General features: G+C 41.3%; 13 protein-coding genes. 4 read left to right on the forward strand and 9 right to left on the reverse strand.

The window, feature by feature from the left end; all coding sequences use genetic code 11:
• Positions 1-100 precede the first annotated feature (100 nt).
• The 3 genes from ltrA (at position 101) to AB3G73_RS15565 (ending at position 2909) form a co-directional block, all read left to right on the forward strand.
• A complete protein-coding gene (gene ltrA, locus AB3G73_RS15555) occupies positions 101-1591 on the forward strand; it encodes a group II intron reverse transcriptase/maturase (protein WP_367745096.1) in 1491 nt (496 codons plus the stop codon).
• A 179-nt stretch (positions 1592-1770) separates the two neighbouring features.
• Complete coding sequence (locus AB3G73_RS15560; protein ID WP_195648806.1) at positions 1771-2424, forward strand: hypothetical protein; 654 nt, start codon at positions 1771-1773, stop codon at positions 2422-2424.
• Between the two features lie 20 nt (positions 2425-2444).
• Positions 2445-2909, forward strand: coding sequence for a hypothetical protein (locus tag AB3G73_RS15565; protein WP_367745205.1), 465 nt, complete (start codon positions 2445-2447; stop codon positions 2907-2909).
• A gap of 18 nt (positions 2910-2927) precedes the next feature.
• On the opposite strand, the gene AB3G73_RS15570 is transcribed toward AB3G73_RS15565, so the two are convergent.
• Positions 2928-4778 carry a mechanosensitive ion channel family protein gene (locus AB3G73_RS15570; RefSeq protein ID WP_195648804.1) on the reverse strand — a complete coding sequence of 617 codons (1851 nt, stop codon included), beginning with the start codon at positions 4776-4778 and terminating at the stop codon, positions 2928-2930.
• A gap of 126 nt (positions 4779-4904) precedes the next feature.
• Between AB3G73_RS15570 and AB3G73_RS15575 the strand changes: the two genes are divergently transcribed.
• Entirely contained in the window at positions 4905-5885 is a 981-nt protein-coding gene (locus AB3G73_RS15575; RefSeq protein ID WP_195648803.1) for a calcium/sodium antiporter, read from the forward strand.
• 1082 nt (positions 5886-6967) lie between these two features.
• Here AB3G73_RS15575 and AB3G73_RS15580 read toward each other — a convergent pair.
• The 8 genes from AB3G73_RS15580 to AB3G73_RS15615 all read right to left on the reverse strand — a co-directional run bounded on the left by AB3G73_RS15580 (position 6968) and on the right by AB3G73_RS15615 (position 18614).
• Positions 6968-7750, reverse strand: coding sequence for a DUF5040 domain-containing protein (locus AB3G73_RS15580; RefSeq protein ID WP_217720886.1), 783 nt, complete (start codon positions 7748-7750; stop codon positions 6968-6970).
• A 12-nt stretch (positions 7751-7762) separates the two neighbouring features.
• Positions 7763-9055, reverse strand: a complete 1293-nt coding sequence (locus AB3G73_RS15585; protein WP_217720885.1) for an acetylxylan esterase — start codon at positions 9053-9055, stop codon at positions 7763-7765.
• Between the two features lie 119 nt (positions 9056-9174).
• A complete protein-coding gene (locus tag AB3G73_RS15590) occupies positions 9175-10578 on the reverse strand; it encodes an MFS transporter (RefSeq protein WP_367745206.1) in 1404 nt (467 codons plus the stop codon).
• 6 nt (positions 10579-10584) lie between these two features.
• A complete protein-coding gene (locus AB3G73_RS15595; RefSeq protein ID WP_217720883.1) occupies positions 10585-11757 on the reverse strand; it encodes a glycosidase in 1173 nt (390 codons plus the stop codon).
• A 13-nt stretch (positions 11758-11770) separates the two neighbouring features.
• Entirely contained in the window at positions 11771-13123 is a 1353-nt protein-coding gene (locus tag AB3G73_RS15600; RefSeq protein WP_320978226.1) for a DUF4038 domain-containing protein, read from the reverse strand.
• Entirely contained in the window at positions 13120-14160 is a 1041-nt protein-coding gene (locus AB3G73_RS15605) for a glycoside hydrolase family 5 protein (protein WP_217720881.1), read from the reverse strand. The genes AB3G73_RS15600 and AB3G73_RS15605 overlap by 4 nt, the downstream gene beginning before the upstream one ends.
• 30 nt (positions 14161-14190) lie before the next feature.
• On the reverse strand, positions 14191-16461 hold the full coding sequence (locus tag AB3G73_RS15610) for a GH92 family glycosyl hydrolase (protein ID WP_367745207.1): 2271 nt from the start codon (positions 16459-16461) through the stop codon (positions 14191-14193).
• A gap of 14 nt (positions 16462-16475) precedes the next feature.
• Positions 16476-18614: a right-handed parallel beta-helix repeat-containing protein gene (locus AB3G73_RS15615; protein ID WP_217720879.1), complete on the reverse strand. Its 2139-nt coding sequence runs from the start codon at positions 18612-18614 to the stop codon at positions 16476-16478.
• Between the last annotated feature and the right edge of the window lie 62 nt (positions 18615-18676).

Genomic DNA, 18676 nt, shown 5'->3' on the forward strand with positions numbered 1-18676 from the left:
GTGTAATGCGGAAGATAGAGGTTTAAACGTCACCTCATGCGAAAGCAGGCAGACTTCCGCAGGGTAATTCTTTGTGAAATGATTGTAGAACTTTAACGAAATGAAGAAACAGCAAAGGAGCAAGGCGAAAGCCGAGTGTGCATCTTCAGCCGAGCGTAACACAACATGGAAAAGCATTGACTTCTCCAAATGTGAACGAAAGGTCAGAAAGCTGCAAGTCCGAATAGCAAAGGCTCATAAAGAAAAGAGGTACAACAAGGTTAAAGCCTTGCAGCACCTGCTTGTCACTTCGTTCGAAGCCAAGGCATTGGCAGTAAGGAAAGTGACCTCCAATAAAGGTAAACGCACGGCAGGGGTTGACCACATAAAGTGGGATACCGATGCCAATAAAATAGAAGCTATACGTTCTTTGACACGGAGAGGATATAAAGCCCTCCCATTGAAAAGAGTTAACATACCTAAGGCAAACGGCAAGACAAGACCGTTGGGAATACCGACCATGAAAGACAGAGCCATGCAGGCACTGTATCTTATGGCATTGGAACCCATAACGGAAAGTGAAGCGGATGCAAACTCTTACGGATTCAGAAAGTTCAGAAGTACGGCAGATGCGATAGATGCGCTTCACAGATGGCTAAGCAGGGATTGCTCTCCCGAATGGATATTGGAGGGAGACATAAAAGGCTGCTTCGACCATATCAGCCATGAATGGCTTCTCGATAACGTACGAATCGACAGGCAGATATTAAGAAAATGGCTGAAAAGTGGAGTTGTATTCAACAGACTGCTTCAACCGACTATTGAAGGGACACCACAGGGCGACATTATTTCACCGACACTTGCAAATGCAACTCTTGACGGCATGGAAAGGATGCTCAAAGAGAAGTACAAGGCAAGTTATGTCAATGGAAAACTTTACTGCCCCAAAGTCAATCTCGTAAGATATGCGGATGACTTCATTGTCACTGCTGACAAAAGGAAAACGTTACTTGAAATAAAGGAAATGTTGACAGTTTTTCTAAAGGAAAGAGGACTTACCCTATCCGATGAGAAGACACTGATAACACATATCAGTGACGGATTTGACTTTTTAGGTTTCAATGTCCGGAAGTACAACGGCACATTGTTAATAAAGCCGTCAAAGAAAAGTCAGAAACGTTTCACTGACAAGCTGCATGAGGTTGTGCTGACCAAAGGTAAGGCATCATCCCAGCAGGAGCTGATAGAGAAACTCAATCCTATAATAAAGGGATGGGGTAACTACTACAGCCATGTGGTATCAAAGGAGGTGTTCTGCCGATGTGACCATATCTTAATAAATCAACTTAAAAGATGGTCATATCGCAGACATACCGACAAGTCAAGGAAATGGATAAGGAAGAAGTATTTTATCCGAAAAGGTGGCAGAAATTGGATTTTCGGTTTTGAATATGTATGTGGAGAAATAAAGGATAAGTTCACATTACAGCAACTGACAGAAATTCCAATCAAGCGACACACAAAGATAAGATGCGAGGCCAATCCGTTCGACCCATCATGGGACGAATACTTCGAAAGGCGGAAACTCAAAAGTGCCCGTCAACGTGCGTGAAGAAAACTTTATCGGAAACAAGTCATCGCAAGATGATTATGAGCCGATTTAATTTTATGAGAATTAAATTTAGAATTATCGGAGCTGTATGCGGTGAAAGTCGCACGTACAGTTCTTAATGGGGAAAGCGGCAGCAATGCCGCCGACCTACATAACAAACACAATCTAAACTAATCCAGATGAATCAAACACCCGTAAAAGCGATTCTATTACTAATCGCACTCACCCTGTCCTGCCACACTCCACTTTTCTCACAGAGAGATTTTGAGCGACACGAGTTCTCTTTTCACGCGGGCTATGGCGTTATGTTCCATCACCCTCCCACACTCACGTTGAGTACCCACAGTTACCAACGTACACTCGCACAAGGCGTAAGCTGGGATGGACAATATAATTTCCGCCCTCTCAAACGTTTTGTCTTTGGAGGAATCTACTCCGGATTTTCTTCCAAAGGAAGTCATCCGGAAGGGAAGGATCATTTATGGGTTCATTTCATCGGCACTCAAATCGGAATGTGTAATGCCAACACCAAGCATTGGCAAATCCGGGTAACAACCGGTCCCGGTGGAGTCATTCTACGAAACAACAGTGAGGTATTCGGCAAAGCACGAAAAGTGAGAGCCTTTACTATTGGTCTCCTGACCAATGCCAATCTTACCTATAAGCTGAATCCCAATCTGGGAGTCAGTTTAGGAGTACAATATATGTATAGCGAACTACTCAGAATGAGAACCCACTATCATGGAGAAAAGGTCATTGTAAAACTCGATGGCAATGCTGATGCTAACCTCACACGAATAAATATCACTTCGGGATTATCCTATTATTTCTAACATTCACTAAAAAAAGCACTATGAAGAAATATATACTTATTCTTTTCTCCATCATCAGCTTTTGGAGCTGTACGGAAGACGAATCGATCGACATCACAGTTTTACCTCCTGCCACCACTACAGGTGCCAACACCTTTGGCTGTCTGATGGACGGATGGATTTATGTGGGAGGACGATACCTGAATTGGGGACACTCGTATGTATGGACGTATGATTCATTCCACTACTATCCAGAGGAGGACAAACTATCCGTCAATGTTTCCGTCAAGCCTGACATCAACATACACTTCACCATTTTATCTCCTCAGGAAGGCAAAGAAGCAACTCTCACCGATATACGGTTCAGAGGAGAAGAACTGGAAGACGGAACAGCTTTTATAAGCCATTTCGACACAGAATTGAATATTATCAGTGCAACCTTCGGCAACAGCAAACGTCTGACTAACGGACGTTTTGATATTCATTATACAACACAACAGCAATAACGGCGGCGACAGTAATAACTATTCAGGTTTATTTTCTTCCCCCGCTTTATTGGAAGGATTGTTACTTTTCTGATACTCTTTGGGAGTGGTTGTTTCATTTCCATCCCGTACAGCCATATAGTGCGGCGACATAATTTCAATGCCGGCTTCATTAAATTTATCCTGAATATTCTGATGCAAATCCGAATAAATCTGTGCCATTTTATCTGCCTCCCTGATATATGCATTGATCTGATAGACCGGATACCAGTCGCTTAAAGAGGTTTCCAACACAAACGGACGCGGATCATCTACCACTCCGGGAGTGTTCAATGCAGCATCAATCAGAATCTGATTAACCTGTCGCCAAGGAATATCATAACCGATAGATACTTCCGAGTGAATAATCAGTCCATATTCACGTGCCGAAGTACTATAATTTACCGTATGAGACGACATGATAAATGAGTTAGGTACGGTCACCACCTCATTCTTGGGTGTCCGGATACGGGTAACAAGAGGAGTCTTTTCGATAATATCTCCCGTGGTATCATTCAACTTGATCCGGTCGCCCATCTTGAACGGACGCATATAAGTAATCACCAGTCCGGCTATAATATTACCGATCACCGTACTTGATCCCAATGAAACGATCAATCCGACGAATACCGAAATGCCTTGGAACACACCGGAATCGGAGCCCGGCAGATAAGGATAAATCATCGCAATCATAAATGCATAGAGCAGGAAACGGGCGATATGGAAAGTCGGCATCGCCCAGTCCGGGTAGAATCCGTTGATTTTGAGCCGTCCTGCTTCCACTTCACGCGCCAGATACAGAACGAGACGCACCAGATACTTCACGGCATACCAGATAACGATAATGGTGAACAACTTGGGAACATAGTCGATAATCCCCACAAAAATACCGCGAATCGGATTCCATATATACCCTAACAGTTGATATGCCAGTCCTTCTGTCTGCGGGAAGATGATGAAAATTAACGGTACGCTAAACAGTAGCTGCAATCCCATCAGTATATACCGCCCGATACTGGACAGGAATACTAACAGATTCGCCTGTTTCTGCGCATCCAGCAATTCATATCCCTGAATAGATACCGGTTTTATCTTCGTATCTTTCAGACGTAGGATACGCGCTTTCAGTTTACGGAATAACCAGTTGGTCAGGCGGAACAGGAAATACTGTCCCACAATCACCAACACAAAATAGAGCACACGCTTTGCCATTCGCCAAAGTCCGTGCTCCGCTTTCATCTCATGCAGTTTGGTAATGACATTCTGCTGTCTTTCTTTAGCCAGCGAATCACGTGAGATGCCTTCCCACAAAGCATCCTGATCGGTAAGAGAAAGCAGCACTTTGCTGCCGTACATCAAATCGGAAACAATGTCCGAATGATCGATAGAAACAGAATCGGGGCGTAGATTAAAGCGTCTTCCTATTTCTTCAATCGCCGCACCGGTCATTTGAGCACGTTGTTGGGGAGTATATCCTCCACGTTTGGTAAAAAGGTAAAATAAGGTATCGCCGTCCGCCACTACCGGCACTCCTTTAGTGAACTGGCGTAAAGAGTCGATACGCTGTCTCTGCTGGGCATATTTTACGGAGTCGGCGGAAGCCATCTGTAGCTTCATCTGTTCCATTTCCATCCGCATATTCGCCTCGTTGAGCCGGGCTTCTTCCAATGATTTCCGCATATTCGCCAGATGGATAGAATCCGAATCCCGTCTCAAAGGAACATGTCCGTTCGTTATTGTATCTCCGGCAAATATCTTCTTGACAGCCTGTTCCAGCTGTGCTTGCGCCCCGATTGCCAGGAAAGAAAGGAACAACACCAGTAACGACCGCTTTATTTTATTTTTTTCCATACCTTATATTCCTTGATTATAATTAAGGTTAATCAAACTTTTCATTAAAAACAGAGCAAACATACGGATTGTTTTTGACATTACCATTTCCAAATTGATTATCTTTGCCACTAAAAGAGAAAAACCATGAATATATTGCTACTCATCGGGGGATTAATCCTCATTCTTCTAGGAGCTAACGGATTAACAGACGGTGCCGCCTCGGTAGCCAAACGTTTCCGCATTCCTCCCATCGTGATCGGTCTTACCATTGTCGCATTCGGCACTTCCGCCCCTGAACTGACGGTCAGTGTATCTTCTGCTCTCAAAGGCAGTGCGGATATTGCCATAGGCAACGTAGTGGGAAGCAACATTTTCAATACATTGATGATTGTGGGCTGCACGGCATTATTTGCCCCGATTGTCATCACCCGCAATACACTTAGAAAAGAGATACCACTCTGCGTACTTTCTTCTATTGTCCTGCTGATCTGTGCCAATGACGTCTTTCTGGATAAAGCCTCAGAAAATATCCTGAACAGGGTAGACGGTTTGCTGTTGCTTTGCTTCTTTATCATTTTCATGGGCTACACCTTTGCCATCGCTTCCAAGCCTGCCACAACGGGAGATGCCGGACATCCGGCCATAGAAGAGGAGACAGAAATCAAATCACTCCCTTGGTGGAAATCCATTCTTTATATCATCGGAGGTCTGGCTGCACTTATTTTTGGAGGTCAGTTGTTTGTCGACGGTGCCACGGGCATCGCCCGCAACCTGGGTGTCAGCGAATCGATTATCGGACTGACTTTGGTGGCGGGAGGTACTTCTCTTCCGGAACTGGCTACGTCTATCGTTGCCGCATTAAAGAAAAATCCGGAGATTGCCATCGGAAATGTGATCGGTAGTAACCTCTTCAATATTTTCTTTGTACTAGGGTGTAGCGCGAGCATCACGCCTCTCCGTCTTAGCGGAATCACCAATTTCGACCTGTTTACGTTAGTAGGTTCCGGTATTCTGCTTTGGTTATTCGGGCTGTTCTTTGCAAAAAGGACCATTACAAGAATTGAAGGAGGAATTATGATACTTTGTTATGTGGCATATACGGTGGTATTGATTTATAATACCTGAAAATAATAAAAGGCTCCCGGCAGAAACACCGGAAGCCTTTTATTCCCACTAGCCAATTAAACTCTGATATTTATTTCACCTCGACAGTCGTCAGTATATTTACACCATATTTTCCATCGGCAGATGTCCACCAAGTAGTATTCCCATTTGCACAACGGGACAGACTTTAGTTGATGTAGCGTATATCGCAGAGAGTTTTTTAAGAGGATACGATGCATTATGGATGCCTTTAGACAGCAACTGGTTACTGTTCAGCGCAACTATCGAATCGTTTCTCCGAAAAGCAGATGCACCCAGCGACACCTATCGTATCAGTTCTTCTTTACGTAACACAGCTCCTTGTTTTATCTCTTATAAGTAAGAAAATCAATAAATATCTCTTTTTTGTTTCGTGGATGAAACAAGTAAAGGAGAGAATCTCGTTTAATAGCAGCCAAACTCTTGACTTTCCCTGTTTTATTTCGTATCTTTGAGAAAACAAAAAGAAGAAAAGCAAGATGAAATATACAAATATCAAGACATAGCAACATATTATCAAGCATATATTTCCATATATACAAGAATAGGAATGGGAGAAGATCAGCACTGATTTTCTCCCATTCTGTTTATATAATTCACAACTATTTCTGATATTCATCAAAAATAGTTTCTAATAAACTCGAATACCGTTCTTAATAAACTCTTCAACTATTTATTAAAAACGATACTCTGATTTATTATAGAACTGTAAATATATTATCTCTATAAAATAACAGGCTTATTCATAATCTAAATAAGAAGTGGCACTATACAGTCAAAATTACGAACAAGCACCTCATGACATTTTCCTTACATATATTAATAGCATATCCTTTTTATCCAGAAAATCAACTACCAAATAAGAAAATCAAAAAACAAATCATGTAATGCCAAAGGAAAAAACAAAGCCAAGCACATTGCCTTCATCGGTTTAGACGGATGAGGTACATGCAATCTCCCCAAAGTGAATATGCCTAATGTTAAAAAATCACTTTAACAGCCACTAGTATATTTACACAACTGAAACTATAATACAATTTTTGCCACAGCCATCTCACAAAATTTCATTCACTGATAAACTCCTTTGGCAATAAAATCCGACGCATCGTATCCGCAAAGATAGCAGCCATACGTTGCTGTATATAAGATTTCTCGCCATGTAACGGATGCCACCCATAAACTTCACCATAAGCAACCTGCGTATCACCGCTTGTAAAAATACGGCTAAACTGTTCACCTGTCACAGGATGTTTCTGCCTCTTCGAAAAACCAATGTATTTGTCAAACTCAACAACTGGAAGCCCCCATTTCTCCGCAAGCATGCGTATAGTACTGTTGAACATCGGACGACTATCGTTCCAATGAGTACACAATACAATCGACGCCGGTTTTCCATATGGTGAGTTATAGTACTTTGACATCGGATTAAACTTCAGATTGTAACATTCGGATATATACCGCTTAATAACATAATCATAACACGCAGCATAATCGGAAGCATCAAAAGGAAGGGCATAATCTTTATAATTTTCTTTCAGATGATCTGAATGGAATACATCTTTATCATGTACCTGCATGATGACAAACACATCAATCTCATCCAATTCTTCAGAAGAATAGAGTGTTCCTTCAACCATTCGGTTAGCCGTATTTGCAATCGACTCGCTGGATACTGCACGGTTAACAGGTACAGCTTCCAGTGCCCGGCATCCCATCTCAAACCATTTATTATTGGGTTCGGCAAAGGATGCCCCCGACAATAATATCGTATATCGATCTTCATTCTGTGCATTTCCATAAAAACAAACGAGCACAAGCAACAAAAGTAAAGTACTTATTTTTTTCATTTCAAACTATTTTTATTTTTTGAACTTCATCATCCAATCCCAACCTTTATTCCATTGTTCCGGATAATTATAATGTCCTGTCTCCTCTATCACAAATAGTTTCTTCTCTGACTGAATCATATTATAGGTACTATAGGTTGTTGTAGGCGGACAAACCATATCGTTATACCCAAACGACATATAACAAGGCACATCAAGTCTCCTTGCAAAATTGGCAACATCATAATAAGCAGCAGTTGCCACTTTGGGTTTCAATGCCGGATTTTCCTCACAATTACGGAAATAATGCGGCCACCCGCCTGCACGGCCACAAAGATAACCAGTCAGGTCACAAAGTGCAGGATAAAAAGTCATAATTGCCTTTACTTTCGGATTCAACGCCGCCGTTACAATAGACAGTGCCCCTCCTTGACTTCCTCCAGCCACAAACAGATTGGTACCGTCATACTGTGGTAACGTAGCTAAATAATCAACTGCCCTCACACAACTCAAATAAACCCGCCGATAATAAAAATCAGAACGAGAATCCATATTCATCGTAGGATAACCATTTAGTGCACCATTGGCTAAGGCATCATACACAGTTTGCGGCAAGTTCACCGGAATACCATGAATACCTAGTTCCAAAGTTATAAAACCATTTTCAGCCGTAGCCACATCACCTGTATATGAACGTACACCCGCCCCGGGTACTTTCAAAATAGCCGGGTACTTCCCCTCTTTCTTCGGTACACAAAGGATGCCATATACTCTGGTATTCGAGGCAAATGCCCCCAAACCAAGATGGTAGACATTGACGTTCTCCGTACAAGAAGCCGGAATTAATTGTAACCGGACATTCATAGGTACACAAGCTGTCTCTGCCAACTGCCTATCCCAAAAAGCATTAAAATCTGTCGGCATTATAACTGTCGGCACCAACTTTTCCGGCTCAAAACCTACCGTACACAGGCCTTCATAACGGCAATGGTCATAAACAGCCCCAACCTTACAACGCAAAAATCCACTTTTTTTCATCGTCCCGCCCTTAATACGTCCGGTTCCGTCCGGCAACATCAACGAATCTTGTTTCAAAGGCTCCATCATATCCTCTTCTATCGAATAAGTGACCACGCTCCTAACCGGAATACCCGACACCTTGACGGTAACATTAAAATCAACTTGTTCACCCAGAGAATAATCAAATTTCTTCTGTTGAGGTGAAACCTCTACTTCCACCATTTGTCTGGACGGCTGTGCCTGCAGAGCAGGTGAATACATTACTAAAAAGAAACACAAATATGATAAATATATTCTCAATAACATAACTTTATCCTTTCCAACTCATTTGACAATCTTCACGCACCGATCACTTCCACCTTTCCGGTTTCTATACGCCACAAAGTCACCAGTCGTACAACATATAGTACCTTTTATATCTTCTCTCAAACTTCTTTTCTGCGAGCTTCCAACTCTTTCGTAATCTCCGATATTTTCTTTTCACTTAACGGATATCTCGAAATGAATAAAACGGATATTAATGTAGCGCAGGCAGGCAGAACACTCATCATCAAGCAAATACCAGTCAATGCTGTTTCCGTCTGAACCACATTTGCCTCAAAACCGAAATAGAATAATAGCCAGCCACTCAAAGAGCCTCCTATTGTCCAACCAAGCTTTTGAGACATAGATGAAGATGAAAAGATTAACCCCGTCGCCCGACGTCCCGTTTTCCATTCCGAATAATCGGCTATATCTGCATACATGGACCACATCAGCGGCGAAACGATACCTGCACAGAAACTAATCAGAATCTGCATCGACAGGATAGCAACAACCATATCTTTGGGTAAGAAATAAAAAATAATACTCAATACCGTTGCAACCGCCATAGCAGAAAGAAATGTTAGTTTTTTACCTATCGCACGCGTCAGAGCCGGTACACATAGAATGCCGACAATATTAAAAGCCTGCCCCAACACCAAATAAATAGTAATCAAAGTCAATGGCGCATCCATGATGGAAAACGACCATAAATCTGACCCTGTCACATAATATTTGAAATAAAACACAGCTGCACCATCACGCAAAGAGTTGAATACAAGCACCATCACACTGGCTCCCAAAAGAATCCACCAAGGTTTATTCACTCCCAAATCCTTCAAATCATTTTTCAGAGAACTTTTCTTCTCAAGAATCGGACGAATCCGCTCCTTTGTCCACAGGAAAGTCAACAAGAACATACAAGTGGCCATAACAGCAAAAACAACGGCAGCCATCTGCCAACCAAAAGCCATTGAAGGTAAACCATCAACCAACTTCATCCTACTAAAGAAATCAGTCAATGGCTCAACTAATGCCAGAACAAGTATACTGCCCCCAAAAGCAAAAGTCATACGATAAGAAGAAAACTCCGTACGGGTCTGCGGATTGACTGACATAACTCCCAATAAGGATGCATATGGTACGTTAATCAAGGAATAAATCATCATCATCAACGTATAGGTAACATAAGCATAAACAATCTTGGCAGTTTCACTCTCCCCCCATGAAGAGAAAGTTAGGATTCCACAAATTCCAAACGGAACAGCCACCCACAACAGATAAGGTCGGAATTTTCCCCAACGGCTTTCTGTACGATCTCCCAAAATACCTATAAAAGGATCCAAAAATGTATCCCAAATACGAGTAACCAAAAACATAGTACCCACCACTGCAGCCGAAAGTCCTATCACATCCGTATAAAAGAACAACAGATACATGGTAAACAACTTCCAAAACATAGAAGAAGCCGCGTCTCCTAATCCATATCCAATTTTCTCCTTCAGTTTAATATGTTCATTTTCCATAACAACCTACTTTAAAGAAGCTAAATATGCCTTATTCTTATTCACTAACTTATATATATTCTGGACTGATTTTATTGAACGGAAATCATCTGCCGGTGTGTTGAAACAATAATCCAACAAATGCTCAATATCAGTTTCCGCCACATGCATACGGGTATCACATGAAGCATAATAAATATACACCTTATCCTCGTCTCTTATCCAGCCATTCGCAAACAACACATTAGAAACATCTCCTACTCTTTCTTCGCCGACCGGAGCCATAAAATAACCGGCTGGTTCGGCTATTACCTCCGTCGGATCTTCCAACGAAGTAACATACAAATATAAAACATATCTCAAACCTGCAGCACATCCACGCACACCATGAGCCAGATGCAGCCAACCTTTCGAGGTTTTGATAGGATGCGGACCTTCTCCATTTTTCTGTTCCTTGATAGTATGATAAAAGCGGGAATTAATAATCTTTTCCTCTTTGACTTCGGCATGGGTAATATCATCAACGAGCGCCCATCCTATACCACCGCCATTTCCCGCATCAATAAATCCATCCTGCGGACGGGTATACAACGCATATTTACCATCCACAAACTCCGGATGCAGCACTACGTTACGTTGTTGGCTCTTCGTCACCAAGTCCGGTAAACGTTCCCAGTTCTTCAGATCTTTTGTCCGGGCAATTGCAGCAAATGCCACCGCCGAAGACAAATCTCCCGGACGGGCAGCCGGATCCTTGCGTTCCGCACAGAAAATTGCATAAATCCAGCCGTCTTCATGAGCAGTGAGCCGGGCATCATACATATTTGTATCAGGAACCTCCGTTTCCGGCATCAGTACTGGAAGCTCCCAAAACCTGAAACGGTCTACCGGACTATCACTTTCAGCTATAGCAAAAAAGGACTTACGATCCATGCCTTCCACACGAACCATTAAATAATATTTCCCATCCAGCTTAATGGCGCCAGAATTCATCACTGCATTAACTCCGATACGTTCCTCCATAAAGCGATTAGTTACCGGATTAAAATCATAACGCCAGATCAATGGCGCATGGTCAGCTGTCAATACAGGATATTTATAACGACAATAAATACCGTTTGTCGTCTCCATCTGTATATTCTTACGAGTAAGCAATGCTTCATGCTTAACTTTCAAGTCATCTAATACACAATTTCTCATAATACTATCCTTATCATTTTTCTAATATTAATACCCAATCTTCTTTTTCACCATTATCCGGCGTATTGATTTCCAGATTTACTCTTGAATCAATTCCTCCCTCAAACATTAAGCCGTTACGCGGGTTCATCCACCGTAAAGAATAGCAATCTGCTCCCCAATCCTTCAAGTTCAGTTTCCATCGCCCGTTTTCCGGAAAATAACACACTAAATAGTCATTTCCACCAAAAGCCACAGCCTCATCAGCTCCATCTTTTACAGTACTTATCATCCCGAAGAATGTTTTCCCATTCTTAAAAGAAAACATATTCCACAAACGACGAAAGTAAATCAATTGTCCTGCACCTTCCAAATCAAGAGAATCATACCAAGGAATACGTGCTTCGCACATCGGAATATGCTTAGCAGTATACATTTGCCAAACATTATTACAACCATAAGTATAACCACATGCTCCAGACAACATACTCTGATACAAAGACTTCCGGACATCATATGCCGTAAAACGTCCGTCCTCCAGTCTGAAATTACGGGGTATGTCTTCATAACGGGGTTCACCATCCATCACAGGTTTCCTCGGCTCCCGGGACAGATCCGGAAATAGTAACCGGCGATAAATTTCATAAGACTCCTGGCAATGCCCGCTTTGAAACATATTAAAATCCAACCATGTTTCATCATGAAACCATATGGATGAAGAATGTTCTCCATGCGGATGATAAGTCATTAAATGCCGGGAGTCCTTTTCCCTGATACCTTCAGCCATTGCTTTCCAAATATCTCTATTCTTCTCGCCACCGCTTCTATCACCTCCTATTACCCAAATTATATTCGGATAAGAAACATAACGAGCTCCTAGAAAGCGACCGTATTCACGGGCGTTTTTTACATTAAACAGTTCCGGACCTCTTCCCCACTGTTTGTCGACTTTATCTCCCCATGTTGGTAACAAAGCCACATACAATCCTTTTGATGCCGCCATTTGGAGAATATGATCAACATGATTCAAATAATCAGCACTCAATGTAATGTCAGTCTCATCCGTCAATTGGGGTGTTCCCGATATGGTTGAGAAATCATCCAGCTCCGTCAGAATAACAGATTGGATTACAGTGAAACCTTTTAACCGGCGATTTTCCAGATAACGTTCTGCTTCCTCTCTACTCAAACGGGCAAACATCTCCCATGCCGTGTCTCCTAAATATAAGAACGGAGTCCCATCTTCATGTTGCAAATACCGTTTACTACAATCCACCTCAAGGTCTCCATGACTAAACGGAATCATATTTACCCAGTCAGACACAGCAGGAAATGTCATAATTGTAAATGAAGTCAGCAATAAATATGTCAGAAGTAACCGCTTCATCTTATAATATTCGCTTCTTTATACTTTTCCAGAATCTTTACTTGAGAACGCTCTGCCCCTCCTTTATAGGTTGGGATCACCATAACTGCATCATCCGGCCACCAAGAGCCGGAAGCCCAGTATGTCCCATTGATACCGTTTGTAGACAAATAGGACAGAAAATTATCCAAAGTAATTTCCCAATCCGGATCATTCACCGGAATACCATATTCACCTATAAATCCTTTCAAACCATTCTCCTTTAACCACTCGACAAAAGGAGTGACTAATTCCACCCCTTTATCAGGGGTACCCTCTTCTTCTTCGTAACTATACTTATATGTCCCCGAATTATCTTTATCAAAATAGCAATGAGCCTCATACAGCAATTTATCTGATGGATCTTTCAAATACTTGAGTGTATCACTTACATGCTTCCATTTAGAAGCAGAACTCCAATGATTACCACCAACTATTATGGTTGTATTGGGATCTGACACACGGATAGAATCAATGGCTGACTGCGCCATACTGATCCAAAAAATATCTTCACCCAAATCATAAGGTTCGTTCATTAACCCATAACCATAAATATTCGTATAGTTTTTAAACTCATCTGCCATTTTTTTCCAAAATTCAGCATAATGTTCATTAGTAATATCATCTTGCCCTATTATCTGTACTTTACCATTATGATATCTGCGGCAATAATTATGCATATCCAATATGACCTTCATATCCAATTGTTCAGCAGCCGTAACAAAGTCCTTGACAGCCTGTAGATCCGGTGAGTGGAGTTCACCTCCCGGTTCATGCTGCAAACGCTCCCATTTAAAAGGCATTCGGATCAGATTCAATCCTTTTTCCTGCCAATATTTCAAATCCTCCATAGTAGGATAACCATAATCCTTACCACACTCACCGGGAAAATTATTACCAAACTCCGCACAAGCAATATTGATTCCGAAAGGTTCACCTTTCTGCTCCGAAGGAGTCTTAACCCCACAAGATACCAGTCCCAACAAACCTAAACCAATCAATATAATTTTAGCCTTCATATTTAATCATTTTATTATTATAAAATACATTTATCTCATCCCCCATTTTGCCGGTTTGTCAGTCATTACTATCTCAAGCCGGCCTCCAGATACAATATCCTGATGACTGAAAAAAGGTCTGTCCAATAATTTCCCGTTTAATGTAACCGACTGGATATATTTATTATCCGCTGAATTATTCTTAGAAATTATAGTGAACGATTTATTATCCGCCAGATTAATCACTACACGGTCAAATAACGGCCTTCCTATGGAATACACAGGCTTACCCGGACAAACTTGATAAAATCCCATTGCATTTAATATATACCATGCCGACATCTGTCCACAATCTTCATTACCGGACAATCCATCCGGTGCATCTTGATATAATTCTTTAAAAACCTGATCCACCAATTCCTGAGTCCTCCATGGTCTATTCACATAATTATACATATGGATAATATGATGACTCGGTTCGTTTCCATGTGCATATTGTCCTATAAAGCCACTTATATCAGCAGAAGCACTACTACCTTCCAGTCTGAAATCAATCGTAAATAAAGAATCCAGTTTCTCAATAAATGCTTCTTTTCCTCCCATTAACTGCGCCAAGCCATTAATATCGTGGGGGACGAACCATGTCCATTGCCATGCATTACCCTCACAGTAATTATCACTGCGGTGTGAGGAAGCTTTCGGATTAAAAGGGACATCCCATTTCCCCTTAGAATCCACTCCCCTCATAAACCGGACTGAAGGATCAAAATACAATTTATAGGCTTTTGACATACGACTGTATTTCTCATGGTTCTTCCCGTCATTGACCGCCTCCGCCAGAATAGAAATGCAATAATCATCATAAGCATATTCCAACGCTTTTGCAACCGATTCATTCTCAAGATCACAAGGTATATAGCCTACGGTATTCTTATAATATTTGGCCATCGGCATCAAATGGTGCATAATCAACGGAGGACATTTAATTCCTGACATATCGAACTCCGCCGCCCGTAGACATGCACTATATGCCTCATGTAAGTCAAAATCCGAATATCCCTTCGTATAAGCGTCAGCTATTAACGAAGCTGCATGATATCCGATCATTATCCCCGTATAGTTTGAAGCCAAATCCCACATCGGAAATATTCCCCCTTCTTTATGCTTTTGAAGCAACGAGTATATAAAATCATTATTCAATTGCGGATCAATAATAGAGAAAAGGGGATGAAGAGCGCGAAACGTATCCCACAAAGAGAAAATGGTGTAAATAGGTTTCTGTACATCCCCTTGATGGATTTCCAGATCCATTCCCCGATAACGTCCATCCACATCCGTAAATAGATTCGGGCATATCGCTGTATGATACATAGCTGTGTAGAAGATTCTTCGGTGAGTATCATCCTTTGTGGCTATATCTATTTTAGACAAATATTTATCCCACTCCTGAGATGCTTCCTGACGGACACCCTCAAAATCCCATTCTGGAATTTCTTTTTCCAGATTCTGACGGGCGCCATTCATATCTACAGCCGAAATACCAATTTTCACCATCACTTGCTCATCCAGTTGAGTTTTGAACTTCAGCAATGCCTTACAACGTGGTTGTCGTCTCCCGTCATGATCAATAATGGTATCTTCTATTATACTATATTCAAATGGCTTCGAGAATTTCATATAGAAATTAATAGATTGCTCTGCCGCCCAATATGAGGTCAATTTATGTCCCCTGATTTCCGTTGCACTGACTACTTCTATCTGCATATCCGAGTTAGTCTGATATTGAATGGAATAATCCAAATCCAGAATAAAACCGGCTTCATCACTCTTAGGGAAAGTATAACGATGCAATGCTGCACGTTTCGTTGCGGTAAGTTCTGTTCTCACGTTATAACGATCCAGAAATACAGAATAATATCCCGGTCTGGCTATCTCATTATCATGCGAGAACCCCGAGGCATAAGGAAGTGTCTGACTCTTATTATCCTGTGGATTATATTCTTGTCTACCCACAGTCGGCATCAATAAAATATCCCCATAGTCCGCACAGCCTGTTCCGCTCAAATGGGTATGGGAAAAACCATTAATGATAGAATCTTCATAGTAATATCCGGAACAAGCATCCCAACCATCTATACGCGTATCCGGACTGGGCTGGATCATTCCGAAAGGAACTACCGCTCCCGGAAATGTATGTCCGTGACCGCCAGTACCAATAAAAGGATCTACATAATCAACATAACTTTTTTCTTTTGCGATAGCAGATAATACTATCAGAAATGCAAATCCTACACAACAATATATCCTATTTAACATTCTCATTTTCACTGATTATTTTATTTGTTTAATCGAATCGAAGCCTTATATTTAAACTCACGCAAGATGTCAGAAGACAATTGTGCCTTTTCTTTCCATTCTTTAGAACCATAAACGCCTGCCTGTGAATAATCAAATGGTATAAAACCTATTTTCCTGACATTCTTTAATGTTTTAAATCTAAAATCATCATTCTCTGCATCTATAAATAAAGGAGAAGCTACCATCGAATCATTCTCTTTTTCTTTTTTCCATTGTTCCCATGGAAGTCCGTCAAAACTAAGTGTTCCATCCACGCTCCAGTATAAGTTGGAACCCATATCAATATTTCCTTCTTTCCAAGGACCTGACAATGTTTCTCCTTGCTTTTGCAATATAATATTATGCCGGAACGAAAAAGATAAATGCTTTTCCACACGGGTAAATTGTGCCTGATAATAAAAACCAAAAGCAAAAATATTGTTTTCAATTTTATTATCCCGCCCATAATGTTGATGGAATCCGCCGCTTTTACAACGATAAACCAGATTATTACGCATGGTGATTCCTCTTGATCCCTCATCCGTATACAATCCCCAGCCACCATAGTCATAAGAAAGGATATCATGGATCACATTATTGGAAACACTAGTACCCGGTGACTCTCCCAACGTATAAATGGCCCCCATATCCGATAATTCACCCCAGCCTATATGATGTACATGATTATATTCTATGATATTACGAACGGAAGGGCTTGTTAGCGGAGCCTGATAATATTGTCCTTCACCCCGTTTATTTAGAACAGAGGTCCATGAATCGGAAGTTTGATTATATCCCCAGAACCAGCCTGAAGATATTCCCGAATAACGCAGATCGGCAATATCATTGTGTGTTATCCGATTGTCGCTAGCATGGAAAAGAGCAATTCCTACCCCGCAAGGAAGTTCACTCCCCATATGTTGCAAAATACAATTATCGACGATATTTCCACTAGTTACCGATTGCCCGTCTGGTCGGAAAAATGGTTCCCCGATTTTTATTCCTCCTGCACCAAAATCTGCTAAATAACAATGCTCAATTTTATTCCGATGACATCCACGCTTCAACCATATCCCATAACTCCCCAGATGCATCAATTCACAATTCACAAAAGAGATTCCCTCTGCATAATTTAATAATAAAGCCGCATCAGTAAAAGCGGCAGCCTGAACTGCATCCTCTCCATTATCCGGTAATAAATAAGATGAATACTGAAATGAAATATTCTCAAAATGCAAATCACGGACAGGCGCATCTTCAGTCCCTTCCACAACCAACAGATGCTGCAAAGCCGGTGCCACACAAAAAACCGTAGCCATATCTTCATTTGCCAACGGCATATAATAAATATAACCTGTCTGATGGTCCAGATACCACTCTCCCGGTTCATCCAGAGCCTTCATGTAATTAAACATAACATATCGGGAACCTGCAGTAATGGGATTCCAATCCTGCATTCCTTTCCCAGCCAAATAAACAAATCCGGAATCAGCATCTGCATATTCAATATGTTTCTGTGTAATATCCCATTTATGATAAAAACGAAACTTCACTCTTGAAGCCTCATCTGCAGTCAATCCCTTCAATGAAGAAATATCTTGTGTATTTAATACCACGCGCTGAACTGCATAGTCCGCTGCACGAACTCCATTCACAAACGAAGTTTCGGAAGCATCTTTTACCGTATACCAGTCTTCATTCGGCGTACGCGCAAGAGTAGCCCGCCGACCGTTTATATAGAGCTGTTCAAAAGTAAATCCATATCTTACAACTTCTGGTACGTAAGCACGATAAAGCTTGTCTCCAAACGGCTCCCAACCATTGATGCATATACCTCCCAACAAACAAGATTTCTGTTCTCCAATTCCACGAAAAACGACAGGTCTTTTTAAACTTGTTTTAATCTGAACCGGACGGTCCAGATAATAATCACCACTTTGTATGAGAATAGATAATGTATCCGTACGACTCATATCCGCACATCCTTTTTCCAATGCACAGTTTAATGAAAAGAGTGGCCTCTCTTTTGAACCATCATTGTTATCATTTCCCGTTGGAGACACATAAATCATTTGCTGACCATATATCTGGCACAACGAACCCAATAACAGACTTGCTAAAAATATAAGAATTTTCATAACCATTTATTTATCAGCCGGCAATCCCGACAGTATATCATTTGTCTAATACCCTATTTATT

Source organism: Bacteroides sp. L008 (genome assembly GCF_040812255.1).
GTDB classification, from domain to species: Bacteria; Bacteroidota; Bacteroidia; order Bacteroidales; family Bacteroidaceae; genus Bacteroides; species Bacteroides vicugnae.